The sequence below is a fragment of the Streptomyces sp. NPDC047515 genome, assembly GCF_040643055.1.
Lineage (GTDB): Bacteria > Actinomycetota > Actinomycetes > Streptomycetales > Streptomycetaceae > Streptomyces.
In genome coordinates this window covers 44,604-71,558 of record NZ_JBEYTM010000006.1, presented here as the reverse complement: position 1 = coordinate 71,558, position 26,955 = coordinate 44,604, and the positions used below count along the sequence as shown (strand labels likewise).

At 70.5% G+C, this 26,955-nt stretch carries 26 protein-coding genes; 16 read left to right on the top strand and 10 right to left on the bottom strand.

Going from position 1 to position 26,955, the window contains the following annotated elements; all coding sequences use genetic code 11:
• Positions 1–226 precede the first annotated feature (226 nt).
• Positions 227–907, bottom strand: a complete 681-nt coding sequence (locus tag ABZ826_RS06880; RefSeq protein ID WP_361443355.1) for a DUF4232 domain-containing protein — start codon at positions 905–907, stop codon at positions 227–229.
• Between the two features lie 250 nt (positions 908–1,157).
• On the opposite strand from ABZ826_RS06880, the gene ABZ826_RS06875 reads away from it, so the two are divergent.
• The 3 genes from ABZ826_RS06875 to ABZ826_RS06865 all read left to right on the top strand — a co-directional run bounded on the left by ABZ826_RS06875 (position 1,158) and on the right by ABZ826_RS06865 (position 3,552).
• On the top strand, positions 1,158–1,958 hold the full coding sequence (locus tag ABZ826_RS06875; RefSeq protein WP_361443352.1) for a hypothetical protein: 801 nt from the start codon (positions 1,158–1,160) through the stop codon (positions 1,956–1,958).
• A gap of 665 nt (positions 1,959–2,623) precedes the next feature.
• Complete coding sequence (locus ABZ826_RS06870) at positions 2,624–2,983, top strand: hypothetical protein (protein ID WP_361443349.1); 360 nt, start codon at positions 2,624–2,626, stop codon at positions 2,981–2,983.
• 221 nt (positions 2,984–3,204) lie between these two features.
• Positions 3,205–3,552 (top strand): VOC family protein, encoded by a 348-nt coding sequence (locus ABZ826_RS06865; protein ID WP_361443346.1) that lies wholly within the window; start codon positions 3,205–3,207, stop codon positions 3,550–3,552.
• A 54-nt stretch (positions 3,553–3,606) separates the two neighbouring features.
• Here the strand turns inward: ABZ826_RS06865 and ABZ826_RS06860 are convergent, their stop codons facing one another.
• Positions 3,607–3,810, bottom strand: coding sequence for a DUF397 domain-containing protein (locus ABZ826_RS06860; RefSeq protein WP_361443343.1), 204 nt, complete (start codon positions 3,808–3,810; stop codon positions 3,607–3,609).
• On the bottom strand, positions 3,767–4,645 hold the full coding sequence (locus ABZ826_RS06855; protein WP_361443340.1) for a helix-turn-helix transcriptional regulator: 879 nt from the start codon (positions 4,643–4,645) through the stop codon (positions 3,767–3,769). Before ABZ826_RS06855 ends, ABZ826_RS06860 begins: the two co-directional genes overlap by 44 nt.
• Before the next feature lie 117 nt (positions 4,646–4,762).
• Between ABZ826_RS06855 and ABZ826_RS06850 the strand changes: the two genes are divergently transcribed.
• Together ABZ826_RS06850 and ABZ826_RS06845 are read left to right on the top strand one after the other, a co-directional pair.
• Entirely contained in the window at positions 4,763–4,984 is a 222-nt protein-coding gene (locus ABZ826_RS06850; protein ID WP_361443337.1) for a hypothetical protein, read from the top strand.
• Positions 4,981–5,451 carry an ATP-binding protein gene (locus ABZ826_RS06845; RefSeq protein WP_361443334.1) on the top strand — a complete coding sequence of 157 codons (471 nt, stop codon included), beginning with the start codon at positions 4,981–4,983 and terminating at the stop codon, positions 5,449–5,451. The genes ABZ826_RS06850 and ABZ826_RS06845 overlap by 4 nt, the downstream gene beginning before the upstream one ends.
• Before the next feature lie 18 nt (positions 5,452–5,469).
• Here ABZ826_RS06845 and ABZ826_RS06840 read toward each other — a convergent pair whose 3' ends face one another.
• Positions 5,470–6,378 (bottom strand): RNA polymerase sigma-70 factor, encoded by a 909-nt coding sequence (locus tag ABZ826_RS06840; protein ID WP_361443331.1) that lies wholly within the window; start codon positions 6,376–6,378, stop codon positions 5,470–5,472.
• Between the two features lie 76 nt (positions 6,379–6,454).
• Positions 6,455–7,612, bottom strand: a complete 1,158-nt coding sequence (locus ABZ826_RS06835; protein ID WP_361443792.1) for an FAD-dependent oxidoreductase — start codon at positions 7,610–7,612, stop codon at positions 6,455–6,457.
• A 239-nt stretch (positions 7,613–7,851) separates the two neighbouring features.
• Between ABZ826_RS06835 and ABZ826_RS06830 the strand changes: the two genes are divergently transcribed.
• From ABZ826_RS06830 to ABZ826_RS06820, 3 genes are read left to right on the top strand one after another with little or no spacing between them, the layout of a single operon-like run.
• Entirely contained in the window at positions 7,852–8,154 is a 303-nt protein-coding gene (locus ABZ826_RS06830) for a FeoA family protein (protein WP_361443328.1), read from the top strand.
• The gene (locus ABZ826_RS06825; RefSeq protein WP_361443325.1) at positions 8,151–10,088 is read left to right on the top strand and encodes a ferrous iron transporter B; all 1,938 of its coding nucleotides are present in this window, start codon (positions 8,151–8,153) and stop codon (positions 10,086–10,088) included. The genes ABZ826_RS06830 and ABZ826_RS06825 overlap by 4 nt, the downstream gene beginning before the upstream one ends.
• Positions 10,085–10,663, top strand: coding sequence for a NifU family protein (locus ABZ826_RS06820; RefSeq protein ID WP_361443322.1), 579 nt, complete (start codon positions 10,085–10,087; stop codon positions 10,661–10,663). The genes ABZ826_RS06825 and ABZ826_RS06820 overlap by 4 nt, the downstream gene beginning before the upstream one ends.
• A 55-nt stretch (positions 10,664–10,718) precedes the next feature.
• Here ABZ826_RS06820 and ABZ826_RS06815 read toward each other — a convergent pair whose 3' ends face one another.
• Positions 10,719–14,009: a S41 family peptidase gene (locus ABZ826_RS06815; RefSeq protein ID WP_361443319.1), complete on the bottom strand. Its 3,291-nt coding sequence runs from the start codon at positions 14,007–14,009 to the stop codon at positions 10,719–10,721.
• 164 nt (positions 14,010–14,173) lie between these two features.
• Here ABZ826_RS06815 and ABZ826_RS06810 point away from each other — a divergent pair, with 164 nt between their 5' ends.
• Together ABZ826_RS06810 and ABZ826_RS06805 are read left to right on the top strand one after the other, a co-directional pair.
• Positions 14,174–14,746 carry a TetR/AcrR family transcriptional regulator gene (locus ABZ826_RS06810; protein WP_361443316.1) on the top strand — a complete coding sequence of 191 codons (573 nt, stop codon included), beginning with the start codon at positions 14,174–14,176 and terminating at the stop codon, positions 14,744–14,746.
• Positions 14,747–14,883: 137 nt separating this feature from the next.
• Complete coding sequence (locus ABZ826_RS06805; protein WP_361443313.1) at positions 14,884–17,112, top strand: MMPL family transporter; 2,229 nt, start codon at positions 14,884–14,886, stop codon at positions 17,110–17,112.
• Between the two features lie 267 nt (positions 17,113–17,379).
• Here the strand turns inward: ABZ826_RS06805 and ABZ826_RS06800 are convergent, their stop codons facing one another.
• Positions 17,380–17,745 (bottom strand): SsgA family sporulation/cell division regulator, encoded by a 366-nt coding sequence (locus ABZ826_RS06800; protein ID WP_351084704.1) that lies wholly within the window; start codon positions 17,743–17,745, stop codon positions 17,380–17,382.
• 180 nt (positions 17,746–17,925) lie between these two features.
• Here ABZ826_RS06800 and ABZ826_RS06795 point away from each other — a divergent pair, with 180 nt between their 5' ends.
• The 5 genes from ABZ826_RS06795 (at position 17,926) to ABZ826_RS06775 (ending at position 22,544) form a co-directional block, all read left to right on the top strand.
• Positions 17,926–18,984, top strand: coding sequence for an energy-coupling factor ABC transporter permease (locus ABZ826_RS06795; RefSeq protein WP_361443310.1), 1,059 nt, complete (start codon positions 17,926–17,928; stop codon positions 18,982–18,984).
• 1 nt (position 18,985) lies between these two features.
• Positions 18,986–19,747 carry a cobalt ECF transporter T component CbiQ gene (cbiQ, locus tag ABZ826_RS06790; protein ID WP_361443307.1) on the top strand — a complete coding sequence of 254 codons (762 nt, stop codon included), beginning with the start codon at positions 18,986–18,988 and terminating at the stop codon, positions 19,745–19,747.
• On the top strand, positions 19,735–20,517 hold the full coding sequence (locus ABZ826_RS06785) for an ABC transporter ATP-binding protein (RefSeq protein ID WP_361443304.1): 783 nt from the start codon (positions 19,735–19,737) through the stop codon (positions 20,515–20,517). The genes cbiQ and ABZ826_RS06785 overlap by 13 nt, the downstream gene beginning before the upstream one ends.
• A gap of 66 nt (positions 20,518–20,583) precedes the next feature.
• Positions 20,584–21,747 carry a serine hydrolase domain-containing protein gene (locus ABZ826_RS06780; protein WP_361443789.1) on the top strand — a complete coding sequence of 388 codons (1,164 nt, stop codon included), beginning with the start codon at positions 20,584–20,586 and terminating at the stop codon, positions 21,745–21,747.
• The gene (locus ABZ826_RS06775; RefSeq protein ID WP_361443301.1) at positions 21,744–22,544 is read left to right on the top strand and encodes an SDR family NAD(P)-dependent oxidoreductase; all 801 of its coding nucleotides are present in this window, start codon (positions 21,744–21,746) and stop codon (positions 22,542–22,544) included. The genes ABZ826_RS06780 and ABZ826_RS06775 overlap by 4 nt, the downstream gene beginning before the upstream one ends.
• A 59-nt stretch (positions 22,545–22,603) precedes the next feature.
• On the opposite strand, the gene ABZ826_RS06770 is transcribed toward ABZ826_RS06775, so the two are convergent.
• From ABZ826_RS06770 to ABZ826_RS06760, 3 genes are all read right to left on the bottom strand, one after another.
• Entirely contained in the window at positions 22,604–23,452 is an 849-nt protein-coding gene (locus tag ABZ826_RS06770) for an aminoglycoside phosphotransferase (RefSeq protein ID WP_361443298.1), read from the bottom strand.
• A 189-nt stretch (positions 23,453–23,641) separates the two neighbouring features.
• Positions 23,642–24,229, bottom strand: a complete 588-nt coding sequence (locus tag ABZ826_RS06765) for a hypothetical protein (protein ID WP_361443295.1) — start codon at positions 24,227–24,229, stop codon at positions 23,642–23,644.
• A 405-nt stretch (positions 24,230–24,634) separates the two neighbouring features.
• Positions 24,635–25,852, bottom strand: a complete 1,218-nt coding sequence (locus ABZ826_RS06760) for an MFS transporter (protein WP_361443292.1) — start codon at positions 25,850–25,852, stop codon at positions 24,635–24,637.
• A 160-nt stretch (positions 25,853–26,012) separates the two neighbouring features.
• Here ABZ826_RS06760 and ABZ826_RS06755 point away from each other — a divergent pair, with 160 nt between their 5' ends.
• Entirely contained in the window at positions 26,013–26,834 is an 822-nt protein-coding gene (locus ABZ826_RS06755; RefSeq protein ID WP_361443289.1) for a helix-turn-helix transcriptional regulator, read from the top strand.
• Positions 26,835–26,955: the final 121 nt, after the last annotated feature.

Sequence of the window (26,955 nt, the reverse complement as noted above, 5' to 3'; positions counted from 1 at the left end):
TGGTGAGGGGCGCGCCCGGGTGACCGGGCGCGCCCCTTGCGCGTGGCGTGGATCAGGGCTTCCGCGGACTGCCGACGGGCCGTGCTCGCCGGGCCACCGAGCTGCGCCGGACCGCTGGTGGCCGTCCGCCGCGTCCGACCGGCGGCGCCGTCACCAGGCCCAGTCCCGGGTCCGGTCGCCGGCTGCGCCGAGCCGGTCAAGCATGGATCACGAGCTGCGGGTGCGTTCAGCCGAAGGGGACGGCGTCCGCCGGGGAAGTGTGCCAGTTGGTGACGATCGGGCGATCGACCGTGATGGTGCCGACCGACAGGGAGACCGGGTTGTCGTCGTCGTCACCGACGGCGACGATGATGCTGTCCAGTTCCTTGCCACCGTCCGCGTCGGTGGTCTTCGGGTTCACCCCGGCGTAGGCGGTGGTGTTCCCACTCAGCGTGATCTGCTTGCCGACGGCCTGCTCCGCGGGACCCGCCTCGGTGCCGTCGGAACCGAACGCCACGGTCGGAAGCGCGGCCGGCGGGACACAGGTGATGCCCGACTTCGCCTTCGCGCTGATCAGGATGTATCCGCCGGCCTGGGTCTCGGACTTGGTGCTCCAGGAGATGTCGTTGGCGCCGCAGACCTGCCCGACCGGCTCCCGCTTGCCGTTGCCGGTGTCGGCGCCGGAGCCGGCCCCGTCCTTGGTTCCCTTGCCCGTCGTCGCGTCGGAGCCCTTGGCCGTGCCCTGACCGCTGCCCGCGGTCGACGAGCCGGACGGGGTGGCCGCGTTGCCGGCCGGAGTGGCGGACGAAGAGCCCTTTGCCGCGCCGGTGTCCGTGGCCGCGTCCGTGTCCTGGCACGCCGTCATCAGCATGGTGCTGCCCACGAGGGCTGCGGAGACGAGGAAGGCCTTGCGACGGTTGCCGGACATGAATCCCCTTGGTAATCAGTGGTTGAGGCCGAATCGGTCTCGGCTTCTCGGTGCTCGCTCGACCACTATGAGGGGGCTGTGGGCCGAAGGGATCCCGCGTCTTCGTCCCAGGACAACGCTGTCGCAGGCCGGTGACATGATCACGAAGTGGAAGACCCTAACCGGCCGCCGTTCGGCGGCTGTTAGCCTGCAGCGATCCATTCTTCCTTTACCGGACTCCTACCAGTCCCTCACCAATAAGAGGTTGCGCATGCGCGCAGGCAGATCCGGCTTCGCGGTCGTGGTCGCGGGAACGCTCGCCCTGGGGGCATTCACCGCGCCGTCCGCGCAGGCGGCGGACACCGGCGTCAAGGTGTCGAACCTGGTCCTGAACAAGGGCAAGTCCATCATCGTGGGTACGTCGGCAGAGGTCTCTCCCACATTCACGTACCACGTGTCGTGGCCGTCCGGCCTCAAGCAGTCCGACGTGAACACCTCCCTGTTCCTGTACCACGACACCACCCCCGCCAAGGCCTCGGTGCGCGGGGCCATCTACATGGGGCTCACGGCCTGTGAGACCGGATCCGTGGCCGCCGACTGCAAGGGCGAGCTGTACATCGACCCGCGATACACCCTCGACTCGAACAACGACGCCACGACCTGGAAGAGCGCCGTCTGGGTACGCATCTGGAACGCGAAAGGCGGGCTCAAGAGCGAGGAGTTGCTGACTCTCTCCCCGACCGTGCGGGTCAAGCGTGCGGCGAAGGTCACCGTCGACGCCTCGCCCGAGCCCGTCGCCAAGGGCGGCAAGCTCACCGTCACCGGCAAGATCACCCGCGCGGACTGGGTGAAGCACACGTACACCGGCTTCGGTGGCAAGGCGGCCAAGCTCCAGTTCCGCAAGGCCGGTACCAGCACGTACAACACGGTCAAGATCGTGAAGGCGAGCTCGACCGGCGCCCTGAAGACCACGGTCACCGCCTCCGCCGACGGCTACTGGCGTTGGACCTTCGGCGAGACGAACACCACCGGCGGCGCGACCGCGGCCGGCGACTACGTCGACGTCAAGTGACGGTCCCCTCTCCCCGGAACAAGCCGCCCCGGTAGCCCCGGGGCGGCGCGCCAGGCTCCTGGAGCGCCGGGTGAGACAGTCCTGGCCGTTGGCCCGGTCGGACCGGCCGTCTCACCCGGCGCGCAACACCACTGATCAACGCTGAGTGCGTGGTTCTGCCCCCGAAACGACCGTCGATCCCGCTTGATGCCTCTGCTGATCCATGCCGAGCCGACAGCCGTCACGATGGCGTTGGATCCGGGAGGCGCGGGCGGAGAGAAGGGACGACGGTTGAGTTCCTCCGACTTGTTGCTATGAGATGACTGACATGCGCCCTGTTCGCTCTTGTGCTCGGGGGTGCCTGCCGGGGCGCCTTTGCGTCTGCGTCCCGGTTTACGCTGCGGTGCGCTGCACCCGCGGCCAGGGAAGCCTTGATGCCTCACTGCAATCAACTGAACACTTGAAGCGAGCGCAGTCAGGTGGCTGCGCCGCCGAACAGACTCGTCGGACATGTACATTGCGCGTCTTCAGCGTCCCGACTGCTTGCCAAGGGATCCGCCGCCGGTCGCTGCCGTGTGCGTGAGGGTGGGTCGTGTCTGCTGATGGAGGAAACAGATGGCAGACATCACCAAGCTCAGTGTTCAGCTGTACACGGCGACCGACACGGGGCCGGCACCAACGGCTTCGTGTACGTCGGAATCGCCGGCCGGGAGTTCCATGTGGACTCCCCTCGCGACGACTTCGAACCCGGCGACAACTACACCTACATCTTCGGCGACGGCGCCAACGTGCTCGACGCCGTACGCAACGATCCGCGCCTGCCCCGCCTCAACACCGACGACCTCGACCGGTACCCCGTCTACCTCCGTTTCGAAGGCATCGACAACGACGACGACTGGTGCGTGGAGGGCGTGACCGTCACCGTCAACCCCGGCGGCGCCAGCACCAGCACCTACGACAACCCGCGCCTCGCCGGAACCGCAGCCGACCAGAAGATCTGGCTCGGCAAGCGTTTCGGCGAAGCCGTCTACCTGCGACGCATCTGACAGGCAACCCGCAGGTGAGGCGTTGGCGTTCCTCCGTCAACTGGCGGAGGAACGCCGGCAGGTGACATCGTGCCGAACGTTTCCTTCTGGTGCCTCCAGGCCCTCACCACGCACCGACGCGAGCAGTGGACGGCGTTCGAGTGTATGTGCGGCGCCGGAAGCTGCGCCGTAGTACTTGTGGAGGGTCTCGAAGACAATTTTGTACTCACCTGGAGTCGTCGATGGCCGTTCATCGTGTCGTGCCCAACATCCCGTCAGAAGCTCCGCAGGAGAGCCGGGAGTTCTATGGCCTACTGGGCTTCGAGGAGGTCATGAACCACGGCTGGATCATGACGCTCGCCTCCCCGTCCGCTCCGGCGGCGCAGCTCAGCTTCATGACCAGCGACAAGACTGCCCCGGTCACTCCCGACCTGAGTATCGAAGTGGACGACGTGGACGCGGCCTATGCGGTCATGCGGGACAGCGGTGCGGAGATCGTCCATGCCTTGCAGGACGAGGAGTGGGGCGTGCGGCGCTTCTTCGTCCGCGACCCCAACGGCCGGGTGGTCAACGTGCTGGGCCACCGCTGACGCCAGTCCCGCCGCGAGAGCCGCGCTTCTTGTGGTTCCGGACGTTGCGGCGGGTCAGGATGCCTTGACGGCCTCGACGAACGGCGTCCAGGCGGACGCGGCGATGACGAGGGCCGGTCCTTCGGGGCGTTTGGAGTCGCGGACGGGGACGACGCCGGGGTGACCGTCCGCGACTTCGAGGCAGTCGCCGCCGGACGTGTTGCTGTGGCTGCTCTTACGCCAGGTGGCGGCGATCAAGTCGAATTGGCTGCGCACCATTTCGGTAGTCCTCTGCCGCTTCCTCGATCATGGTGAGGGACGCCTCCGGCGGCAAAGCGGCGGCCCTCAGGAGATCGTACGACCTCCGATACTGCTTCACGAGGGCCGGATCGTCGACGGTATTTCCGTGGTGCTGGCCCTCCATGTAGACGAGCGGAGGAGCGTCCGCGAAGTCCAGCACCATGGCGTTGCCCAGCATCAGGGCGTGCGCCCCCGTGTTCCACGGAAGGATCTGCGTAAAGATCCGGCCGCGCTTGGTGAGTGCTGCGATGTGATCGAGCTGCTCGGCCATCTGCTGCGACGGCAGGATCGGCAGGCGCAGCAGAGACTCGTTCAGGACAGCCCAGTACTGCGGTGTTCGATGGTTCGCTTCGAAGAGCTGCGCCCGCGCCAGCCGTCCGTCGACCTTCTCGTCGATTTCTTCCGGAAGCTCCGGCGTCCGCTCAGCGTGGAACAGGGCCCGCGCGTACGGCTCTGTCTGGAGCAGGCCGGGAAAGACGGCCGGTGACCACTGCTCGATGGTCTCGGCGCGCTTCTCCGCCTCCAGCACGCGCTCGAAATACTCCGCGTGCCCCTTGCGCCGGGCCTTCCGTACATCCTCGCACCGCCGTTGGAAGAACCCGTCCGTCCCCAGTACCCGGTCCACATGCTGTGCCAGGTCCGCCGGCATCCGGCGATGGCCGTGCTCGATCTCGCTCAGGTATGTGATGCCGTAGAAGCTGCCATCGACCAGCTTCTCCAGGGTCAGGCCCGCCTCCTCCCGTTTGAAGCGGAGTTCCTTGCCGTAGAACTGCGGGACGCCCGCCGAGCCGTCGATCTCCTTGCGCGTAGCCACTCTTGACCACCTTTCGCGCTGTGCGTTGTGGAGCGGGAAACCCTTTCAAGGTAGAGCCCCGTGCGGCAGCGTGTGAGTGGTTCGTCACAGTGCGCAACGAAAGGTGGACGGCCCCTCATGGACGACACGCAGGACACCCCCGACTACGACATCGGCTCGGCCATCGACGTGCTCCGCGCGGCGCTCACGGTCCACGGCATCACCCTGCCGTCGCTCGGCGTCGATCCGCTGACGCTCGCCGGGTGGACGACCCGGCCGCCGTTGGTCGCGCTCGGCAACTGCACTGCGGAGACCGCGCGTCGGCTCGCCGAGGTGCTGCGTACGGCGGCCGGTGGATGAGCCCGCTGCCGATCGCGGTGGACCTGCTCGCCGTGCCGAAGGCCGTACCGGAAGTGCGGCACACCCTGCGGGAGCGGTGCGGGGGTGCGGACTCGCCCGATCTGCTGCTCTGCGTCAGTGAGTTGCTGACCAATGTGATCGTGCATCTCGGCGAGGGAACGCCGGTCACGCTCCGGGTCAGCGGCACGTGCACCGGTCGTGTCCGCGTCGAGCTGAGCGATCCCGAACCGTGTGCCTGGCCGGCGATACGGAGCGCGGCGGGCGGTGACGAGTCGGGGCGGGGGCTGGCGCTCGTGGACGCGTTGGCGCTGCGGTGGGGGGTGGACCAAGGGGTGCGGGGCAAGACGGTCTGGTGCGAGCTGCCGGCGCCCACCGGGTGGGAGCGGGCGGTGGACGAGCCGGTCACTGTCGGTGCCGGGGCGCGGGGTGGCCCGTCCGCGCTGTCCCGGGACCACGCGGACGGGTGAGGGGGCGGCGAAGGGCGTTCACCTCAGGGTGAGCGGCGTCTCGGATTCGACGCGGGTCAGCTTCGCCGGGTTGCGGACGTAGTAGAGGCCGGTGATGCGGGCGTCCTCGACCCGGGGTGTCAGTACGCCGTCGATCTTGCCGTCCAGGCGCAGCACGAGTGCGGGGTTGCCGTTGACCACGGTGGGGCCGGCGGTGAGTACGCCGGTGGCCTTGCCCGAGCCGTGGACGATGAAGCGGGCCACCTTGTCGGCGCCGATGACCGGCCGCCGCGCGGCCTGTTTGACGCCGCCGCCGTCACTCATCAGGACCACCTCGGGGGCGAGCACGTCGAGGAGGCCTTGCAGGTCCCCGGTTTCGAGCGCGCGCCGGAACGACTCCAGTGCCGCCCGGGTCTCGCTCGCCGAGACCGCCGCACGGGGGCGGCGGGCATCGACGTGACGGCGGGCGCGGTGCGCGATCTGGCGGACGGCCGCGGGACTCTTGTCGACGGCGGCGGCGATCTCGTCGTAGTCGACGTCGAAGACCTCGCGCAGTACGAAGACGGCGCGCTCCGTCGGCGACAGGGTTTCGAGGACGAGCATCAGGGCCATGGACACGCTCTCGGCGAGCTCGACGTCGTCGGCCACGTCCGGCGCGGTGAGCACCGGTTCGGGAAGCCAGGGGCCGACGTACGTCTCCTTGCGGCGTGACAGCGCGCGCAGGCGGTTGAGCGACTGGCGGGTGGTGATCCGGACCAGGTACGCGCGCTGGTCGCGTACCTGCCCCGGCTCGACCCCGACCCACCGCAGCCAGGTCTCCTGGAGGACGTCCTCCGCGTCGGCCGCCGATCCGAGCATCTCGTAGGCGACGGTGAAGAGCAGATTGCGGTGGGCGACGAAAGCCTCGGTCGCCGGGTCGGTGGCGTGGTCGTCGTGGTCGTCGTTCACGTCTCGCCTCTCTTCAGCTCTCAGCTCTCAGCTCTCAGCTCATGGCTCATGGCTCATGGCTCTCAGCTCTCAGCTCTCAGGCCGCCCGCTCGACCGTGGCCGGTGCCTTGCCGGGTTCGGGCCGCGGACCGCTCTTGCGTGCCTCGTTCACCAGCTGCTTGACGGTGGACTTGCAGATGAACTCCTTGAGCTTCGCACCGGGGCGGCCGCCCAGGTAGAACTGGTTCGCCTGGTCGTCATGGGAGGCGAACTGGAAGATCCCGGTGCGACGGCCCAGACTGATGCACTGGCCGGCGAACCGCAGGTTGAGGGGCGCGGGCCGCTCGCCCGCGATCCGGCTGAGCACCGTGCGGGCGGCGCGTGTGCCCAGCTGGCCCGCGGCCTGGCAGCTCATCCGGAACGGTGCGTTCGCCGGTGCCGCCGCGTCCCCGGCCGCGACGATGCGCGCGTCGTCCACGCTCGTCAACGTCTCGTCCGTGAGCAGGCGGCCCACGGCGTCGGTGCTCAGCCCGCTGCGGGCGGCCAGGTCCGGCACGCCGAATCCGGTGGCCCAGACGGTGACCCGGCTGGGGAGTTCGCGGCCGTCGTCGAGCCGTACGGCATCGCGGGTCACGGCCGCCACCCTCGCGCCGGGGCCTTCGAGCACGGTCACACCGAGTTCGGCGAGGGTCCGGGCGACCGAGCGCCGGCCCCGGGGGTGCAGATACGGGCCGAGCACCCGGCCGCAGACCAGGGTCACGGCGCGGCCCTCCTCCGCCAGTTCGGCGGCGGTCTCGATGCCGGTCGGACCGGACCCGACCACCGTCACCGGGGCCGATGCGGGCGCGGCGTCGACGACCGGCCGCAGCCGCCGCGCCTCTTCCAGGGTGGCGATCGGGTGGGCGAACTCCGCCGCGCCGGGCACGTCCGGTTCGGCGCTGCCGCTGCCCACCGCGTAGATCAGGTAGTCGTAGCCGACCGTGCCGCCGCTCGTCAGTTCCACGCCGCGCCCGGCCGCGTCGATCGTCGCCACGCTGTCGACCACCAGCCGGATGTTCTCGGCCAGCACCTCCCCGTAGTCGACGACCGCGGCATGGCTGCCGCCGACCAGTTGGTGGAGGCGGATGCGTTCGACGAAGTCGGGGCGCGGGTTGATCAGCGTCACGGACACGTTGTCGCGGTGTGCCAGGCGGTTGGCCGCGGTGACGCCCGCGTAACCTCCGCCGATCACGACCACGTCGGTGTTCCTGTCCATGTTCTTGTTCACGGTGTCTCCGTCCGTTGCCCGGTTTCGGCATCAAGACACCGGACGGAGGTTCGCTGTGACAGCACGTGAGGCAGATCACTCGCGCGGGCGCGGGCGCGGGCAGGTCGACGTGGGTGTGGGCAGGGAGAGGCGGGGTCTATATTGTTGTTATCGGGGTAAAAGGTTAGCCTTCCCTAAGGTGTTCAGGCGCTCGGGCGCTCAGGTGGTCGCAGGGGTTGAGGATGTCGATGGTCTCAGTGCAGTCGGGTGCGCGCCGGAAGGGCGGCCCGTCCGTGTCGGTGGAGTCGGCGCCGGATGCGCGACTGGCCGACCTGGGCCCCGGGATGAGTGGCCGGGTGATCGGCATCGACGAGTCGGTCGAGCCGAGCACCGCGCGACGACTGTTCGACTTGGGGTTCGCCCCCGGCGCGGAGGTCACCGTGCTGCGGAAGGCGCCGCTTGGCGACCCTGTTGTTCTCCGGGTCGTGGAGTACGAGGTGGCACTGCGCAAAGCGCAGACCGCAGGCATCCATGTACGGCGCATTGCGTGAGCGCGCACTGCGGTCCGGTGGCCCGGACGGTCACCGGCGAGACTCGCCTGGCTCTGGTCGGCAGCCCGAACTCGGGCAAGAGCACGCTCTTCAATGCCCTTACCGGCCTGCGAACCAAGACCGGCAACTACCCCGGAGTGACCGTCGCGCGCCATGAGGGGGTGGCGCGTGTCGGCGAGCACGAGGTGGTCATCGAGGATCTGCCCGGCACCTACAGTCTCGACCCGATCAGCCCGGACGAGCAGGTCGTCGCCGATGCGCTCGACCCGGGCAATCCGGACATCGGTACACCCGACGGGATTCTCGTCACGATCGACGCGACGACGCTGCGTCGTTCCCTCGGGCTGCTCGCCCAGGTCATGCAGACCGGCCTGCCGATCTGTGTGGTGCTCACCTTCCGTGACGAGCTGGCCCGTCGCGGCGGCACCCTTGACGTCTCGGCCCTCCGACGTGCTCTGGGTGTGCCCGTCGTCGAGGTGACGAGCGGGTCACGCAACGACCTGGCGCAGTTGCAGTCCATGCTGCTCGACCGGGCCGCATGGGAGCGGCCGGTCGTCCCGCCGCCCACCGATCCCTCGCAGAGAGGGGCCTGGGTGGAGTCGCTGCTGCAGAGCGCGGGCTACGAGGTGCCCGAGGCCGATCACCGCACGCGGCGCATCGATGCCGTGCTGCTGCACCCGCTGTGGGGCACGCTCATCTTCTTCGCGACCATGTTCGCGTTCTTCCAGATCATCTTCACCGTCGCGACACCGCTGCAGGACGCGGTGCAGAGCCTCTTCGACTGGTTCGGCACGCTGGTCACCGAGTACGTCTCGAACCCGTTGCTCTCCGGCTTCCTCGGCAACGCCCTGATCGGCGGCGTGGGCAGCGTACTGGTCTTCCTGCCACAGATCGCCCTGCTGTTCCTCATGATTTCGTTGCTGGAGGGCAGCGGCTACCTCTCCCGCGCGGCATTCCTGATGGACCGGCTCATGGCCAAGGCCGGGTTGGAGGGCCGGGCGTTCGTCGCCCTGCTCTCCTCCCTCGCCTGCGCCATCCCGGGCATCATGGCCACCCGTTCCCTCCCGTCGGCCAAAGACCGCTTCGCGACCATGATGGGCGCGCCGCTGATGACCTGCTCGGCGCGCCTGACGGTCTATGTGCTGCTGACCGGCCTGCTGGTGAGTCCCGATACCAGGGTCGGTCCCTTCGGTGCCCAGGGCCTCGTCATGTTCGCCCTGTACCTCGTCGGTGCGCTCTCCGCCATGGCGACGGCCTGGGTCTTCAAACGGTTCAGCAGCCGGGGTGGGCCGGTGCTGCCGTTCTACATGGAGATGCCGTCCTACCGGTTGCCGCGGCCGCGGTCGGTGGCCGACGCCGTCTGGAGTGCGTGCAAGGGCTTCCTGCACAAGGTCGGCCGGATCATCCTGCTCGTCAGCATCGGGCTGTGGCTGCTGCTCAGCCTGCCCATGCACAGCGATGCGCAACTGCGCTCCGCCGGGGTCGACCCGGCCGACCGGACCGCGGTCTCGGCCTATGAGGTCGACCACAGCTACGCCGCCCACATCGGTCACGCCATCGAACCCGTCTTCGCACCCCTCGGCTTCGACTGGCGGATCAACATCGGCGTGCTGGGATCGCTGTCCGCCCGCGAGGTGTTCGTCGCCACCCTCGGCCAGGTCGCCGCCGCCCAGAACCCCGACCAGCCGGCCGAGGCCCTGGCGCACATGACGTACACCGACGGGCCGCACCAGGGACAGAAGCTCTTCACCCCGGCCACGACGGCCGCCTTGCTGGTCTTCTTCCTCTACGCGCTGCAGTGCATGTCGACCATCGGGGTCATGCGCCGTGAGACCGGCTCGTGGAGATGGCCCGCGGTCGCCTTCGGCTACATGTTCGTGCTGGCCTGGACCATGGCCTTCCTGACACGCACGCTCGTAGCGCAGCTGACATGAGCGTCGTCCCCATGCACCCCGAGGCCACGGCCGACCCGCAGGCCGTCCGCTGGGTCATCCCCGTCGGCACGCTGCCGGTCGTCGGAGAGATCGCAGAGGCACCGGACGAGCTCGGGAGAATGCTCCACTCCGAAGACGTCGCCTCCATCGAGGTGGAGACACAGGCCGTGGTGATCCGGCTCGCCGACGGCCGGAGCTGGTCCGGTGCCGGAGCGCGGGTACGCGACGCGCTCAGCGCCGCACTGCGGCACCCTCAGCGGTGGAGGCCGGCCTGCGTAGTCACCGAGGACGACATGCTGCGCGCCGCACTGCAAGACGTCCTGGACGGACCCGTCGGCGACTACATCCGCTCCCACGGCGGCGAAGTGACGGTCGTATCCGCCCACGACCGGCGCGTGGAGGTGCGGATGGGGGGCACCTGCACGCACTGCCCGGCTGCCGGGTTCACCCGCCACTCGCGCCTTGAGTCGGCGCTGCGTGCCCGGTTCCCCGACCTGGTAGAGCTGCGGGCCACGGAGGAGCCCGGAAAGACGGCGAGGCCCACATGGCTCACCCTGCGCCGCCGCGGCGCGTGACCGTCCGAGGGAGGGGCGGCGACGGGCCGGCCGTAGCGATCACGGGGACAAGGGGTCAACGCGGCGGCAGCGGCGGACGCCGCCGGTCCGGGACCGTGTCGTACGTCGGCGGGGTCGCCGCCGGATGCGCGGCGAGCAGGTCCAGCGCCACCCGTACCCCGTCGTCCAGTACCGCGTACCGGCCCTCGGCCCAGTCGAGCGGGGTGCGCAGCGCCTCCAGGTCCGGTTCGACGCCGTAGTTCTCGATCGACCAGCCGTACGTGTCGAACCAGGCCGCGTTCATCGGCACGGTGATCACCGTGCCGTCGCCCAGCCGGTGCCGTCCGGTCATGCCGACCACGCCGCCCCATGTCCGCTGGCCCACCACCGGGCCGAGCTTCAGCAGCCGGAACACGGCGGTGATCATGTCGCCGTCGGAGGACGTCGCCTCGTCGGCCAGGGCGACCACCGGGCCACGGGGTGCGTTGGAGGCGTAACTGACCGGCTGGGCGTTGCGGGTCAGGTCCCAGCCCAGGATCGTGCGGGTGAGCTTCTCCACCACCAACTCGCTGATGTGACCGCCCGCGTTGCCGCGCACATCGACGATCAGCGCCGGGCGTGAGACCTCCATGCGCAGGTCCCGGTTGAACTGGGCCCAGCCCGAGCCGCCCATGTCGGGGATGTGCAGATAGCCGCACTTGCCGCCGCTCAACTCCCGTACGACCTCACGGCGTTTGGCCACCCAGTCCTGGTAGCGCAGCGGGCGTTCGTCGACCAGCGGGATGATCGCGACCCGGCGGGAGTGGCCTTTCTCCTCGGGCGGGCGGAAGGCGAGTTCGACCGTGGTGCCGCCCGCCGCCGAGAGCAGCGGGTACGGGCCGGTCACCGGGTCGACCGGGCGGCCGTCGACATGGGTGAGGACCGCGCCCTCCCGGATGCCCGTACCGGCCAGCGGGGAACGGGCCTTGGAGTCGGAGGAGTCGCCGGGCAGGATGCGCCGGATCGTCCAGTCGCCGTCCCGGCACACGAGGTTCGCGCCGAGCAGTCCGATCGCGCGCTGGTAGTGCGGCGGGCCCTCGTTGCGGCGGGCCGGTGCCACGTACGCGTGCGAGGTGCCCAGTTCGCCCAGGACCTCGCGCAGCAGATCGGCGAACTCGTCGGGGGAGGCGACCCGTTCGACCAGCGGGCGGTACTGGTCGAGCACACCGTCCCAGTCGATGCCGCACATGTCCGGTTCCCAGAAGTACGCGCGGATGATGCGGCCGGCCTCCGCGTAGGCCTGCCGCCACTCCGCCGCCGGGTCGACGTCGTGCAGGATGCGGCGCAGGTCGAGGTAGACCGTCGTGTCGCTGTCGGCGATCTCGGTGGCGGGGACGGCGCGCAGCTCGCCCTCGTCCATCACGACGAGCCGGGTCGCGTCGCCGCTGACCGCGAACGAGTCCAGATGCCCGACGAGTTCGGTCTTCCTGGCCTTGGAGATGTTGAAGTGTTCGAGCGTGGGACGGCCCGACATGTCCGCCGGGTTGGCGAACGTCTCGCCGAGCGCGCCCGAGATCGGCCAGCGCAGCCAGACGAGTCCGCCGCCGCTCACCGGATGCAGGGCCGAGTACTTCGACGCGGAGACCGGGAACGGCGTCACCCGGTTCTCCAGCCCCTCGAACTCCACCGTGACCGTGGACGGCCCCTCGCCCGCTCCGGTGTCCGGAACGTCGTCGGCCGGGTCGAGCCCGCCCGCCGCCGGGCGGCCCTCCGGGGACAGGGCGAACGGGGAGGGGGTCGCCGAGGAGAGCGGCACCAGGTAGGGGCGGCAGCCGAGCGGGAAGGAGAGGTCCCCGGTGTGCACGTCGTACACCGGGTCGAAACCCCGCCAGGAGAGGAAGGCGAGGTAGCGGCCGTCACCGGTGAAGACGGGATTCTCGTCCTCGAAGCGGCCGTTGGTGACGTCGACGATCACCGGCGATCCCGTCCCCAGGATGCGGGCCAGTTTGATCTGGCGCAGCGAACGGCCGATGCCGGGGTGCGACCAGGTCAGCCAGGCGCCGTCCGGGGAGAACGCCATGTCACGGACGGGGCCGTTGATGGAGCGGATCAGTTCCACGGGCTCGCCCGTGGATGTCTCCTCGTCGGTGTCCAGGAGCAGCAGCCGCCCGTCGTTCGTCGCGATGGCCAGGCGTTCGCCGTCCGGGTCGGCGATCAGTTCCTGGACCCTGCCGACGTGTCCGGAGGCCAGCCGGCGAGGCTCGCGGTCGCCGCTGGCGCGCGGCAGGTACGCGATCTCGATGGCGTCCTCGCCCTCCGCGTCCGTGACGTAGGCGACCTGGCCGCCGCTGCCGAGCATCTCCGGCAGCCGGACCCGTACCCCCGGGGTGTCGGCGATCGTCCGGGCGGGGCCGTCGCGGTGGGTGAGCCAGTACAGGCTGCCGCGTACGCAGACGGCGCTGGCCCGGCCCGTCTCGTCCACGGACAGCGAGTCGACGTTGGTGGCGGCCGGCACCTGGTACGTACGCCGTCCGGCGCGCGGCCCGCCGAGCCGTACCTCCAGCTTGCGCGGCACCGCGTCCGGCGACGCAAGGTCGTCCACCAGCCACACGTCGCCCGCGCACTGGTACACGACCCGGTGGCCGTCGCTGGACGCGTGCCGGGCGTAGAAGGCGTCGTGGTCCGTGTGGCGGCGCAGATCGCTGCCGTCGGGCCGGCAGGAGTACAGGTTGCCGACGCCCTCGTGGTCGGAGAGGAACGCGATCCGGCCGCCGACGAACATGGGGGAGTCGAGATGTCCGCCGATGTCCGGGAGCAGCCGCTTGCCGTGCAGCCACAGCCGGCCCATGGCACCGCCCCGGTACCGCTTCCAGGAGGCCGGTTCGTGCGGCGGTTTGCCGGTCAGCAACAGGGTGCGCCGCTCGCCGTCGATGTCGGCGACGGCGATGTCGGCGACGGGCCCCCAGGGCAGCTTGCCGCCGGGGCTGCCGTCGGTGGGGACGGTGTAGGCCCAGGAGATGTGTGCGAACGGCTGGTTGTGCGAGGACACCGCCAGGATCTGCGAGGCGTCCCCGGGGTCGGGGGTCCAGCCGCAGACCCGGGCGTCCGTGGACCCCCAGTAGGTGAGCCGGCGCGCCGGGCCGCCCTCGACCGGCGCGAGATGGATCTCGGGGTCGAGGCTGCGCCAGGTCGTGTAGGCGATCCGCGTCCCGTCGGGCGAGAACCGCGGATGGCTGACTCTGGTCCGGTCGACGGTCACCCGCCAGGCGCGGCCGGGCCGCTGCCCCTCCGGGGCGAGGGGGGCGACCCAGAGGTCGTCCTCGGCCGCGAAGCAGAGCAGATCGTCGTGGAGGTGCGGGAAACGGAGATACGCGACGTCGTCACTCACCCTTCAATGCTTTCCGCGCGCGTGGGCCCCGGCAACTTGTGGTGCGGAACACAAGCGAAACGATTTCGTTTCGCTGGACGGGCGGGGTACCGTCGATGTGTACGAAACAGTTTCGTTCGATCGACTGATGTACGAGACCGAGAAGCGGAACGAGAGGTCGGCACATGGCACGCACCCGGCTCACGCCCGAGCGTGAGAGCGAGCTGTACGCCGCCGTGCTCGACCTGCTCCGCGAGGTCGGCTACGACGCCCTGACCATGGACGCCGTCGCCGCCCGTACCCGTTCCAGCAAGGCCACCCTCTACCGCCAGTGGGGGAGCAAGCCCGAGCTGGTCGTCACCGCCCTGCGGCACAACAAGCCGATGTCCCTCGCGGAGATCGACACCGGATCGCTGCGCGGTGACTTCCACGCCGCGCTGAGCCGCAGCGACGACTGCCAGATGGAGAAGAACTCCGCGCTGATGCGGGGCCTGAGCCATGCCGTCCACGACAATCCCGATCTGCTCCAGGCCCTGCGCGACCTGCTGATCGAGCCGGAAGTGACCGGTCTCGACACGCTGCTGCGCCGAGCCGTGGACCGGGGTGAACTGCGTCCGGACAACCCGGCGCTGAAATATGTACCGCACATGCTGGTCGGCGCCTTCGCCGCTCGGCAACTGGTCGAGGACCGCCCCGTCGACCAGGCGTTCCTCATCGACTACGTCGACTCCGTGATGCTCCCCGCGCTCGGAGTCTGACGCTCCCGTCCCCTTCGCGCGACCCGTCCCCTTCGCACGGCCCCCTCCCCAAGCCCCACCTGACACGCCGCTCTCGTCGTCGGGCTGGTTCCTCACGCCCTTTTCCACTCACACGACCTGACCGGGAGTACGCCTCCGTGGCCACATTCCTCTACAAACTCGGACGGCTCGCCTTCCGGCGCCGCCGCTATGTCGCCCTGATCTGGGTGGCACTGCTGGCCCTCGCCGGATTCGGCGCGGCCTCCGCGTCCACCGCCACCTCCAGCTCCTTCTCCATCCCGGGTACGGAGGCGCAGAAGGCCTTCGACCTGCTGGAACAGCGCTTCCCGGGCGCCGGCGCCGACGGCGCGACCGCGCGGGTCGTCTTCAAGGCCCCCGACGGCCAGAAGATGACGGACCCGGCGAACAAGGCCGAGGTGAACAAGGTTGCCGGCGAGCTGAAGTCCGGCTCGGACCAGATCGCCTCGGTCACCGACCCGTACACCGCGAACGCCGTCAGCAAGGACGGGTCCACGGCGTACGTCTCCGTGTCCTACAAGGTCAACTCCATGGAGCTGACCGACGGGACGCGCAGCGCTCTGGAGGACGCGGGCCACGCGGCGCAGAAGAGCGGGATGACCGTGGAGATCGGCGGTGACGCGCTCCAGGCGATGCCGCAGACCGGGGTCACCGAGATCATCGGTGTCGCGATCGCCGCGGTGGTGCTGGTCATCACCTTCGGCTCGCTGATCGCCGCCGGACTGCCACTGCTCACCGCCCTGATCGGGGTCGGCATCGGGGTCTCGACGATCACGGCACTCGCGAACGTGCTCGACCTGGGCTCCACCACCTCCACCCTCGCGATGATGATCGGCCTCGCGGTCGGCATCGACTACGCGCTGTTCATCGTCTCCCGCTACCGCGCCGAACTGGCCGAGGGCCGGGAGCGCGAGAAAGCGGCCGGGCGGGCCGTCGGTACGGCCGGATCCGCGGTCGTCTTCGCCGGTCTCACCGTCGTCATCGCGCTGGTCGGCCTCGCCGTCGTCAACATCCCGATGCTCTCGAAGATGGGCTTCGCCGCGGCCGGCACGGTCGCGATCGCCGTCCTCATCGCGCTCACCCTGGTCCCGGCCCTGATGGGCTTCGCGGGCAAGCGGGTCATGGGACGCAAGGCGCGCAAGGCCGCCGCGGCGGAGAGCGGGTCCGAGGCTTCGAACCGGCCCGAGGCGAAGCCGAACATGGGCACCCGCTGGGCGCGGTTCGTGCTGCGCAAGCCGGTGTGGGTGCTGCTGGTCGGCGTCCTCGGACTCGGCGCGATCGCCGTACCGGCCGCGTCCCTGGAGATGGGCCTGCCCGACGACGGCTCCCAGCCCACCAGCACCACTCAGCGGCGCGCCTACGACCTGCTCTCCGACGGCTTCGGCCCCGGCTTCAACGGGCCGCTGATGGTGGTCGTCGACACCGCGCACAGCTCCGACGGCAAGACCGCCACCAAGCAGGTCTCGGACGAGATCTCCGGCATCCCGGGCGTCGCCGCCGTCACCCCGGCCCAGTTCAACAAGGCCGGCGACACCGCGATGATCACCGTCGTCCCGAAGGACCGGCCGAGCTCCACCGAGACCGAGAACGTGGTCCACGCGATCCGTGACGCGGGCAAGGACATCAAGTCCGACACCGGCGCCGACGTCCTGGTCACCGGCTCCACGGCGATGAACATCGACTTCTCGCAGAAGATGAACGACGCGCTGCTGCCGTACCTGGCGCTCGTCGTCGGCCTGGCGTTCCTGCTGCTGATGCTCGTCTTCCGGTCGGTGCTGGTGCCGCTGAAGGCGGCCCTCGGCTTCCTGCTCTCGGTCGTGGCGGCCCTGGGCGCGGTCGTCGCGGTCTTCCAGTGGGGCTGGCTCGGCTCGCTCTTCGGCGTGGAGCAGACCGGCCCGATCATGTCCATGATGCCGATCTTCATGGTCGGTGTGGTCTTCGGTCTGGCGATGGACTACGAGGTCTTCCTCGTGACCCGGATGCGGGAGGCGTACGTCCACGGCGAGAAGCCCGGCCAGGCGATCGTCACCGGCTTCAAGCACGGTGCCCGGGTCGTCACGGCGGCGGCCGTGATCATGATGGCGGTCTTCTCCGGCTTCATCGGGTCCAGCGAACAGATGATCAAGATGATCGGCTTCTCGCTCGCCATCGCCGTCTTCTTCGACGCGTTCGTGGTCCGGATGGCGATCGTGCCCGCGGTCCTCGCCCTGCTCGGCAAGCGCGCCTGGTGGCTGCCGCGCTGGCTGGACCGGCTCCTGCCGAACGTGGACGTGGAGGGCGAGGGGCTGCGCGAGCAGCTCGGCGAGAAGCCCGACGCCGAGGGCGAGCGTGAGCCGGCCCTGGTCTGAGCGCCTGCCGGGCCCGGCGTCCCGGCCGTCCGGGCCGGGCCGCTGCGGTCGGACCGCGAAGCCTCGGGGATCGGGGGCCGGTCCGTAGAGCCTCCGGGGTCCGCGTCCGACAGGCTCTGAGCGGAGCGCGGCCCCGGACGGGCCGGTTACCTGTGGGGACGGGGGACCGGGGCAATGACGAAGCCCCCGTGCGAGCGGGGGCTTCTGTCATGCGTGTGCGTGTGTGTGAGCGTGTGAATGTCAGGCGCGCGTCGCGCCTGCTCCGGGTCATGCGGGCGCGTGGGTACCGACGCCCTCGTCGTCGACGTTCTCGTCGTGCGTACGGTGCAGGAACCGGATCAGCGGCGCGTTATCGAACTGCACCACCTCCACGCCCTCCTTCGAGCGGATTTCCACGACCAACTGCGTCCGTCCGCACGGCCACACCCGGATCCCGCCGCGTTCGGCGGGGGAGAGCAGGCCGCGCTCCAGCAGATCGCGGCTGAACGACCAGTCGATGCCGCCGGGGAAGGCGACATGGACGGTACGCGGATCCTTGTCGGCGTCGTACAGGAGATCGACCGGTACCGCCGGGAGGTCGGGGGTGTCATTGACGAGCCAGGCTTCGGCCTGTTCATGGATCACGGGGGGCATGGGCCGACTCCTCCTTCTCTTGCTCTTCGCCATCCAATGTCCCATATTTCCCGCACATGGCGCGGCGAGCCCAGCTGTGACGTACCCGCTCTTGCGAAGCGTTTGCAACAAGGCCCTATCATTGAGCGGTTAACGACACCGCCCGCAGCAACGCGGCATCGCAGGAAGCGGAGCCCCTTCATGCATGTACCCGACGGATTCATCAACGCGCCCGTCTCCGCCGCCGCAGGGGTCGTCGCCGCGGGTGCGGTGGCCGTCAGCCTGCGGGGCGCCCGCCGGGAGCTGGACGAGCGCACCGCGCCGCTCGCCGGTCTCGTCGCCGCGTTCATCTTCGCCGTGCAGATGCTGAACTTCCCGGTCGCGGCGGGCACCAGCGGGCATCTGCTGGGCGGGGCGCTCGCCGCCATCCTGGTCGGGCCCTGTACCGGGGTGCTCTGCATATCCGTCGTCCTGCTCATGCAGGGCGTCCTGTTCGCCGACGGCGGCCTCACCGCGCTCGGTGTGAACGTGCTCGACATGGGCATCACGACCACCGTCGTCGCGTACGCCCTCTTCCGCGGGCTGGTCGGCGTGCTGCCGCGTACCCGACGCTCGGTGACGGTCGCCTCCTTCGTCGCCGCCCTGGTCTCCGTACCGGCGGCGGCCTGCGTCTTCACGCTGATCTACTGGATCGGCGGCACCACCGACATTCCGATCGGCAAGGTCTTCACCGCGATGGTCGGGGTCCACGTCCTGATCGGTATCGGCGAGGCCGTGATCACCGCGCTGACCGTCGGTGCCGTCATCGCCGTACGCCCCGACCTGGTCCACGGCGCCCGCGGACTCACCGCCCCGCTCAAGCTCCGGGTCGAGGGCGAGCTCGTCGACGTCCCCGCCCCGCAGCCCGTCGCCCCCGTCGCCGCCCGCTCCACCCGGGGCATCTGGATCACCGGTCTGATCACCGCCGTCGTCCTGGCGGGCTTCGTCTCCTTCTACGCCTCCGCCAGCCCCGACGGCCTGGAGAAGGTCGCCGCGGACCAGGGCATCGACAAGAAGGCCGAGGAGCACGCCAGCAAGGACTCCCCGCTCGCCGACTACGGCGTCAAGGACATCAAGAACGCCCGCCTCTCCGGCGGTCTCGCCGGAGTGATCGGCGTCGGTGCCACGATCGTGGTCGGCAGCGGAGTCTTCTACGTGATCCGCCGCCGTCGCACCGCGGAGGCGACCGTCGGTACCCCGCGCACCGGGGAAACCGTCTGACATGGGCGCCGGACACGCGCACAGGCTCTACCGGCACGGGCACTCGCCGGTCCACGATCTGCCCCCGCACTGCAAGCTCGCCGCCGCCTTCCTCTTCGTCGTGGTCGTCGTCTCGACGCCGCGCGAGGCGGTGTGGGCGTTCGCGCTGTACGCGGTACTGCTCGGCGCCGTCGCCGCACTGGCCCGCATCCCCGCGTCCTTCCTGCTCAAGCGGCTGCTCATCGAGGTGCCGTTCGTGGCGTTCGCGCTACTCATGCCGTTCGTGGTGCCCGGCGAGCAGACCCACGTCCTCGGTCTCTCCGTCAGCGTCCCCGGCCTCTGGGGCGCCTGGAACGTCCTTGCCAAGGGCACCCTCGGCGTCGCCGCCTCCGTACTCCTCGCCTCCACCACCGAACTGCGCTCGCTGCTGCTCGGCCTCCAACGGCTCAGGCTGCCGCCGCTGCTCGTCCAGATCGCCTCCTTCATGATCCGGTACGGCGATGTGATCACCGACGAGATGCGCCGGATGTCGATCGCCCGCCGCTCCCGCGGCTTCGAGGCGCGCGGGATACGACAGTGGGGTGTGCTCGCCAAATCGGCCGGCGCGCTCTTCATCAGGTCGTACGAGCGCGGCGAACGCGTCCATCTCGCGATGGTCAGCCGCGGCTACGCGGGTTCCATGCCGGTGATCGACGAGGTGACCGCCTCCCGGACCCAGTGGGCGCACGCCGTGGCACTCCCCGTCCTCGCCCTTGTCATCTGTCTGTTGGGATGGACCGTATGAGCAGCATGCCCACCGCCCCCGCACCGTCCCTGGAAGTCAGCGGACTCGCCTACGCCTACCCCGACGGCCATCAGGCGCTCTTCGGGGTGAACCTGACGGTCGCCCGGGGCGAACGCGTCGCCCTGCTCGGCCCGAACGGAGCCGGCAAGACCACACTCGTCCTCCATCTCAACGGCATCCTCGACGCCGGCGCGGGCACCGTCCACGTCGCCGGTCTCCCGGTGGAGAAGCGCAACCTCGCCGAGATCCGCCGCCGCGTCGGCATCGTCTTCCAGGACCCGGACGACCAGCTCTTCATGCCCACCGTCCGCGAGGACGTCGCCTTCGGGCCCGCCGCCTCCGGGCTGGGCGGCGCCGAACTGGAGGAACGCGTCACCGACGCGCTGCGGCAGGTCGGCATGGAGGAGTACGCGGACCGCCCGCCGCACCACCTCTCCTTCGGCCAGCGACGCCGCGTCGCCGTCGCCACCGTCCTCGCCATGCGGCCGGAGATCCTCGTCCTGGACGAGCCGTCCTCCAACCTCGACCCGGCCTCGCGGCGCGAGCTCGCCGACATCCTGCGCGCCCTGGACGTCACCGTGCTCATGGTCACGCACGACCTGCCGTACGCCCTGGAGCTCTGCCCGCGCGCGGTCGTCCTGAGCGAGGGCGTCATCGCCGCCGACGACCGCACCCAGGACCTGCTCTGCGACGAGGAACTGATGCGCACCCACCGTCTGGAACTGCCCTTCGGGTTCGATCCGCGTTCCGTGACGGTGAACATGGGGTGACCCGCCCCGCGTCCGACCTGCGACGGGATGCACCATGGGGGGATGAGCGGGAGCGCAGGAGCAGGCGTGGACGTACGGGGCACGGTGGCGGCCGGATTCGAACCGGTCCGGGATGCTTTCGTCCGTAACTTCGAGCAGCGCGGCGAACGCGGAGCGGGCGTCGCGGTCTACCGGGACGGCCGCAAGGTCGTCGATCTGTGGGCCGGTACGAGAGACGTCGACGGAGCCGAACCATGGGCCGTCGACACCGTGCAGATCGTCCGCTCGGCGGGCAAGGGCATAGCCGCCGCCGTACCGCTGCTGCTGCACCAGCGCGGCCAGGTCGATCTGGACGCCCCGGTCGGCACGTACTGGCCGGAGTTCAAGGCCGCCGGCAAGGAACGCGTGCTCGTCCGCCACCTCCTCGCCCACCGGGCCGGAATCCCCGCCCTCGACCGCGCGCTGACGCCCTCGGAGGCGGCCGACGGGATCTCCGGTCCGCAGGCCGTCGCCGCCCAGCGCCCCCAGTGGGAACCCGGCACCGACCACGGCTACCACGCCCAGACCTACAGCTGGCTGGTCGGCGAACTGGTGCGCCGGGTCACCGGCCGCACCGTGGGCCGCTGGATCGCCGAGGAGATCGCCCGCCCGCTCGGCCTGGACTTCTGGTTCGGCCTCCCGGCCGACGAGGCGCACCGGGTGGGCCGCATCGGCCCCGTCGAACCCCCGGCCGCCGCGGGCAACGGCGGCGCCCTGCGGGTACGCCCCAAGCGGTCCGTCGTCGAGGCGTACCGCGATCCGGAATCCCTCACCCGCCGCGCCTTCGGGGCCATCGATCCCCTGCCCGACGAGAACGACCCCGCCTACCGGACGGCCGAACTCCCCGCCTCCAACGGCATCGCCACCGCCCGAGCCCTGGCCCGCTGCTACGCGGCGATGATCGGCCCGGTCGACGGCCACCGCCTGTTCGCCCCCGCCACGCTCACCCTCGCCCGCACCGAGGAATCGGCGGGCCCGGACCGGGTCCTGGTCGTGAACACCCGTTTCGGCCTCGGCTACATGCTGCACGGCCCGGCGGCCCCGCTGCTGGCCCCCGGCTCCTTCGGTCACCCCGGCCGGGGCGGCTCGCTCGGCTTCGCCGATCCCGAATCCGGCATCGCCCTGGGTTACGTGACGAACGGTCTGCAGAAGGGAGTTACCGCCGATCCCCGTGCCCAGGCCCTGGTCAGGGCAGTACGGTCGGCGCTATGACTCCTCCTCACCCTGCGGGTGCACGGTTCGACGGATACGGCGTACTCATCACCGGAGCGGGCCAGGGCATCGGCGCGGCCACGGCCCGCAGACTGGCCGCGGAGGGCGCGCGCGTCCTGGTCACCGACCTGGACGCCGACCGCGCCGGACGCACCGCCGAGGCGATACGCGAGACGGGCGGGACGGCCGAGTCGCTGCCCTGCGACGTGGCCGACCGGGCGGCGGTCGAGGCCGCGGTGGCCCACGCCGTCGCCGCCTTCGGCTCCCTCGACGTGCTGGTCAACAACGCGTATGCCTGCACTCCGGACGCACCGCTCTTCGAGGACGAGCCCGACGAGGCGTGGGAACGCGACCTGGACATCTCGCTCACCGGTCCCTACCGCTGCGCCCGCGCCGCCCTGCCGCACCTGGTGGCCTCCGGCCGGGGCGCGATCGTCAACATCGGTTCGGTCAACGGCGAGCAGGACTTCGGCAACCACGGCTACAGCGCCGCCAAGGCCGGCCTGGGCAGCCTGACCCGCACCCTCGCGGGTCACGCGGGACCGCGCGGCGTCCGCGTCAACCTGGTCGCGCCCGGCACGATCCGCACGGACGCCTGGGCGGGGCGTGACGCCGAACTGTCCCGGGTGAGCGGTCTCTACCCGCTCGGCCGGGTCGGCGAGCCGGACGACATCGCGTCCGCCGTCGCCTTCCTCGCCTCGCGCGACGCGGCCTGGATCACGGGGACGACGCTACGGGTGGACGGCGGACTCACCGCCGTGAACTACGGCTTCCGCCAGGCGGTTTCGGGGGAGTAGCGCGGCCCGCGCCCATGCCGCCGGGGTCCGTCCGAGCCCGTGCCACCGGTCCGCCCGCCTCAGCTCCCCAGCCGGTACGTGGCCCAGCGGTCCGCCGAGGCCCGCAGCCGGTGCGTCCACTCGTTGGGGTGCTCGTCCTCGGTGGACCGCCAGTAGCGCCGGAGGGCGGTGGCGGCGACGTCGAGCTCGCGGGTGGACGCGGTGGACCAGGCCGGGACCTTGGCGGCCCACTGTTCGGCCCCGTACGGGTCGTGCCCGGCGAAGCCGAGCCATACGACCCAGCACGCCGGGTCGATCCAGGCGGCGCCGCGGGTGGCCCACGCCCAGTCGACGAGGTGGGCGCCGCCGCCGGTGGCGTGGGAGCCGTCGGACCGGGTGCTGCCGCTGGGCGGGCCGTGGGTGATGTGGACGTTGGTGTGGAACCAGTCGGTGTGCAGCAGCGCCGTACCGGCGAGCAGCGCCGCGTCGGCGGGGTCGTCGAGTCGGCCGCCGAACCGTCCCACGGCGTCCTCCAACTCGATGTCGGGGCACGGAATCCGTCCCAGCGCCGTCAAGGCTTCGACGACGAGGGGCAGATCGGCGGAGCCTGGCGTGAAGTCGGCGCTGCGGCCGGGGAGGTATTCGAAGCCGAGCAGGTCCCAGTCGTCGGTCCTGACGCGCCACAGCAGCCTCGGCCCGACGGGGACGACGTACGGATTGACGGCGGCCTCGCGCGCCTGCGTCCACGCCAGCGGGTCGTCCTGGCGCACTCCCTTGAGGAAGACCCGGCCGCGTGCCGTGTCCAGGGTGGCGGCGAACTGACTGCTGAACCCATGGCCGGCCGACTCGACTCCTTCGACCGTACCGGCCTGCTCGCGGATCGCCGCGCGGACGTCGTCGGGGAGCTCGTCCCAGCTTTTCCTCGGCATGGCGCGGAGTATAGGGAGGGCTGCGCCACGGACGTGACACATCGGGGCTCGGGTACCTCGCGCGCGCGAAGGGGTGGGTGACGAGCCCCCGAGCCCGTCGCCCACCCCTTCGAACCAGGGTCTTCCGTTCGGATCGGGCCGGATCGGCGAGCGGGGGATGCGAGCCGGGCGTGATCCGAACGCGAGGTCTCAGCTGTTGGCCACGGGGGTGTCGTTGCCCGCGCTGCGCCACAGCCGGTCGGAGCTGGGCTGTGCGATGTTCAGGTAGAGGGTGTCCCAGCTGCCGTCGTTGTACCTGTTCAGGCTGAGGGCGAGGTCCTTGTTGACCACGGGCCGGTACATCCACCAACCCGTGTGGGTGTCGCCGACCTTCTCGCCGATCAGGCTCCACTTCTGGAGCTGTGAGCCGTCACAGGTCCGGACGACGACGGTCGTACCCCGCTGCGGTGTCGCGACGCTGGGCTGGAGGCACTTGTTCGCGGCCTCGTTCTTGATCGTGGCCGTGTAGGTGTTGGGGGCGTCCGCCTGCCAGGCCGAGAAGTCCAGCTCCCAGCGCTCGGTGCTGTAGTTCCACGCCGGGTCGCGCAGGGTGATGCCGGTGGCGCCCTCGGCGGTGCTGTTGTTGAGCAGGGCCAGACGGCTCCCGTCCATCTTGTTGATCACGTCCCGGTTCGGACTGGGTGCGGCAGAGGCCGGCGTGCCACCGGCCGCGGCGACACCGCATGTCGCCAACACGGCTGCGGCGAGAGCCAGTACAGGATGATTGCGCTTGGACATGGCAGATGTCCCTTTCGGTGCATGGATGTCCGTAATGGAAAGACCTGGGCATCCAAGCAGCCCGGATTCCCGCTGAAACGATCACGCTGGGACGGGCGGCCCCTTTTCACTCCATCGGGCCTGTCCCGCCCACAACGCCCCGCGCACGCCGGTCGTACGTCCTGGAGCCGGGTGCGCCGTCCCGCTCAACTCGTTTGCAGCATCAGCCCGATGCCGACCACCAGCAGCCCGGGGCGTATGAAATTCGGGCGAGTGTCGGTACCCGACGTGCACTGAGCCGGCGACGGGCGAACCGTCGTGATGCTGCGGCACGGCTTCGAAGACGTGTTCAGGAGCGGGGTTCGGCGTGGTGCGACTGGTGCTTGGACGACTTTCCCGTGTCTGGCTCTGGCACCGGTGGACCGGTCAGCTCCGGTGGCGGGCGCGGCCCACAGCGGCGGCGACCGTCAGCGGGACGGTGAGGGCCGCGGCCGTCAGGAACATTCCCTGGTACGCGTGGTGTTCGGCGGGACCGGCGACGACAGCGCTGGCCAGGGCGCTGCCGACGTAGAGAGCCAGACCGAACATGGCGACCCCGGTGGCGCGGGCCGCCGGGGAGAGGCCGGTGGCCCAGGACTGGATCGTGGAGTGCATGAACGACCAGCCGCCGCCGAGCAGCAGCGTGCACGCCATCAGCGCGGGCACGGACCGGCTGGCCGCGGCGAGGCCGAACGCCACCGCCATCTGCACCCCGCCGACTACGATCAGCCGTACCGGTGTCCAGCGCCCGACCAGCCGCTTGACCGTCTGCGCCGCGGCCATCGAGCCCACGCCGTACAGCGCGGACACCGCACCGGCCAGCGTCGCCGAGGCGCCCTGGGCCTCCAGAGCCGGTGCGATGTACGTCGAGAAGCCCAGCAAAACGGCGCCTTCGAGCATCGCGACGGCCATGACGTACCACTGCTGGCGGGAGCGCAGGACGACCTTGAACGGGGTCAGCAGTGCACCGGGCGCCAGGCGCGGCGGCTCCGGCAGCCGGCGCAGGGCGACAGCCAGGTACGCTGCGATCAAGCCGGGCAGGGCGAAGACCAGGCGCCAACTGACGTAGTGCGCCAGCGCTCCGGCAACGATGGTGGCCACAGCGGTGCCCAGTGCGAACGCGGTCATCAGCTCGCTGAGCGGGCCTTGGCGGACCGGGGCGGGCACGGTGTCCCCGATGTACGTGATGGATGCGGCGATGGACGCGGCGAAGAACGCGCCGGCCGCGGCGCGTGCCACGATCAGCACGGTCGCGTCGGGTGCGGTCACCGAGCAGAGCGCGGCAACGGCGGCCCCGGTCAGCGAGATCCGCATCACCCGCACCCGGCCGAGACGGTCGCTCGCCAGGCCCCAGACCGGCTGCATCAGGCCGTAGGCGAGGAAGTAGCCGCTGGCGGCGAGCATCACCGTGGGCAGCGAGACGCCGAGCCGGGTGCCGATGAGCAGCAGCATCGGGGTGATGCAGAAGCGGTCGAAATTGCTGACGAAACCGGCGGCGCGCAACAGGCGCAGTGAGGCGGCGGGCAGCGGCGGGGCGGTCGGGCCCGCGGTGGCGGTGGCCGGAGGGGGTGCGGGGGTGGTGCGGGCCGGGTCGCTGGTGTCCATGGGGCTCCTTGTGTCGTGCCTGCCAGTGCTTTCGGACCGGCAGCTCCAGCTCACCACCGCGGGCGATCACGGTGGCCCCGCAGCCGATTACCCTTGCTCACACCCTGTGGGGCATGGGGCCAAGCCCCGGGGCGGATCGGCGTCACAAGGGGGACGGGGTATGAACGGCGGCGGACTCAACGGCCCGGCCCGCGAACTGGGCGCGTTTCTGCGCTCTCGCCGCGAGCGGCTGGCGCCCGCTGATGTGGGGCTGCCCGGCTCACCACGGCGCCGTACCCCGGGGCTGCGGCGCGGGGAGGTTGCGGAGCTGGCCGGGATCAGCAGTTCCTGGTACGCGTGGCTGGAGCAGGGCCGGGTCCGTACGTCGGAGCAGGTGCTGCGGTCGGTGGCGCGGGCGTTGCGCCTCGGCCCGGACGAGACCGCGCATGTGATGTCGTTCGTGGAGCACGCCGCGCCGTCCGAGCAGCCGCCGGGGTGGGTGTCGCGGAACCTGCTGTCGCTGGTGGAGTCGCTGGCGCCGAACCCGGCCGTGGTGCTCGACCCGCACTGGGATCTGCTGGCCTGGAACTCGGGGTACACGGCGCTGCTCACCGACCTGGCGAGGTTGGCGCCCAAGCAGCGCAATCTGCTGTGGCTGGTGTTCTGCTGGCCGCCGGCCCGTACGCTGCTGGCCAGTTGGGAGCCGGAGGCGCGCAGCCTGCTCGGCCAGTTCCGGGCGAAGGTGGCCCGGCATCCGGAGGACCGCCGGTATGCCGAGATCGTCGAAGAGCTGCTGGCCGACCCGGACGCGGCGCGCTGGTACGGCCGCCGGGAGACCTCGGCGTTCCATCCCGCAGTACGCCATTTCCGCCACCCGGTGGCCGGTGATCTGCGGCTGCGGTACGTCAAGCTCGCCGCCGTCGACGAGCCGGGCCACCATCTGCTGGCCTATCTTCCCGATGACCGGGCGACGGAGGAGGCCCTGAGGGTGCTCGTCGGATGAGCCGGTGCCCATTCTTGCGGGCGGGCGCACGGGCAGCGGTGACGGCCCGACCGCGCCGGTGCGCTGCTGCCGGGCCGTCACCGGCGCACCGCGGGGGCTGGTGCGTCAGGAGGTGAGTACC

What these genes read in the sequence shown, in the direction of transcription:
- ABZ826_RS06880 (WP_361443355.1), bottom strand. Translation starts at nt 907, where the DNA reads ATGTCCGGCAACCGTCGCAAGGCCTTCCTCGTCTCCGCAGCCCTCGTG.
- ABZ826_RS06875 (WP_361443352.1), top strand. Translation starts at nt 1,158, where the DNA reads ATGCGCGCAGGCAGATCCGGCTTCGCGGTCGTGGTCGCGGGAACGCTC.
- ABZ826_RS06865 (WP_361443346.1), top strand. Translation starts at nt 3,205, where the DNA reads ATGGCCGTTCATCGTGTCGTGCCCAACATCCCGTCAGAAGCTCCGCAG.
- ABZ826_RS06860 (WP_361443343.1), bottom strand. Translation starts at nt 3,810, where the DNA reads ATGGTGCGCAGCCAATTCGACTTGATCGCCGCCACCTGGCGTAAGAGC.
- ABZ826_RS06850 (WP_361443337.1), top strand. Translation starts at nt 4,763, where the DNA reads ATGGACGACACGCAGGACACCCCCGACTACGACATCGGCTCGGCCATC.
- ABZ826_RS06845 (WP_361443334.1), top strand. Translation starts at nt 4,981, where the DNA reads ATGAGCCCGCTGCCGATCGCGGTGGACCTGCTCGCCGTGCCGAAGGCC.
- ABZ826_RS06835 (WP_361443792.1), bottom strand. Translation starts at nt 7,612, where the DNA reads ATGGACAGGAACACCGACGTGGTCGTGATCGGCGGAGGTTACGCGGGC.
- ABZ826_RS06830 (WP_361443328.1), top strand. Translation starts at nt 7,852, where the DNA reads ATGGTCTCAGTGCAGTCGGGTGCGCGCCGGAAGGGCGGCCCGTCCGTG.
- ABZ826_RS06820 (WP_361443322.1), top strand. Translation starts at nt 10,085, where the DNA reads ATGAGCGTCGTCCCCATGCACCCCGAGGCCACGGCCGACCCGCAGGCC.
- ABZ826_RS06810 (WP_361443316.1), top strand. Translation starts at nt 14,174, where the DNA reads ATGGCACGCACCCGGCTCACGCCCGAGCGTGAGAGCGAGCTGTACGCC.
- ABZ826_RS06800 (WP_351084704.1), bottom strand. Translation starts at nt 17,745, where the DNA reads ATGCCCCCCGTGATCCATGAACAGGCCGAAGCCTGGCTCGTCAATGAC.
- ABZ826_RS06795 (WP_361443310.1), top strand. Translation starts at nt 17,926, where the DNA reads ATGCATGTACCCGACGGATTCATCAACGCGCCCGTCTCCGCCGCCGCA.
- cbiQ (WP_361443307.1), top strand. Translation starts at nt 18,986, where the DNA reads ATGGGCGCCGGACACGCGCACAGGCTCTACCGGCACGGGCACTCGCCG.
- ABZ826_RS06785 (WP_361443304.1), top strand. Translation starts at nt 19,735, where the DNA reads ATGGACCGTATGAGCAGCATGCCCACCGCCCCCGCACCGTCCCTGGAA.
- ABZ826_RS06775 (WP_361443301.1), top strand. Translation starts at nt 21,744, where the DNA reads ATGACTCCTCCTCACCCTGCGGGTGCACGGTTCGACGGATACGGCGTA.
- ABZ826_RS06770 (WP_361443298.1), bottom strand. Translation starts at nt 23,452, where the DNA reads ATGCCGAGGAAAAGCTGGGACGAGCTCCCCGACGACGTCCGCGCGGCG.
- ABZ826_RS06765 (WP_361443295.1), bottom strand. Translation starts at nt 24,229, where the DNA reads ATGTCCAAGCGCAATCATCCTGTACTGGCTCTCGCCGCAGCCGTGTTG.
- ABZ826_RS06760 (WP_361443292.1), bottom strand. Translation starts at nt 25,852, where the DNA reads ATGGACACCAGCGACCCGGCCCGCACCACCCCCGCACCCCCTCCGGCC.
- ABZ826_RS06755 (WP_361443289.1), top strand. Translation starts at nt 26,013, where the DNA reads ATGAACGGCGGCGGACTCAACGGCCCGGCCCGCGAACTGGGCGCGTTT.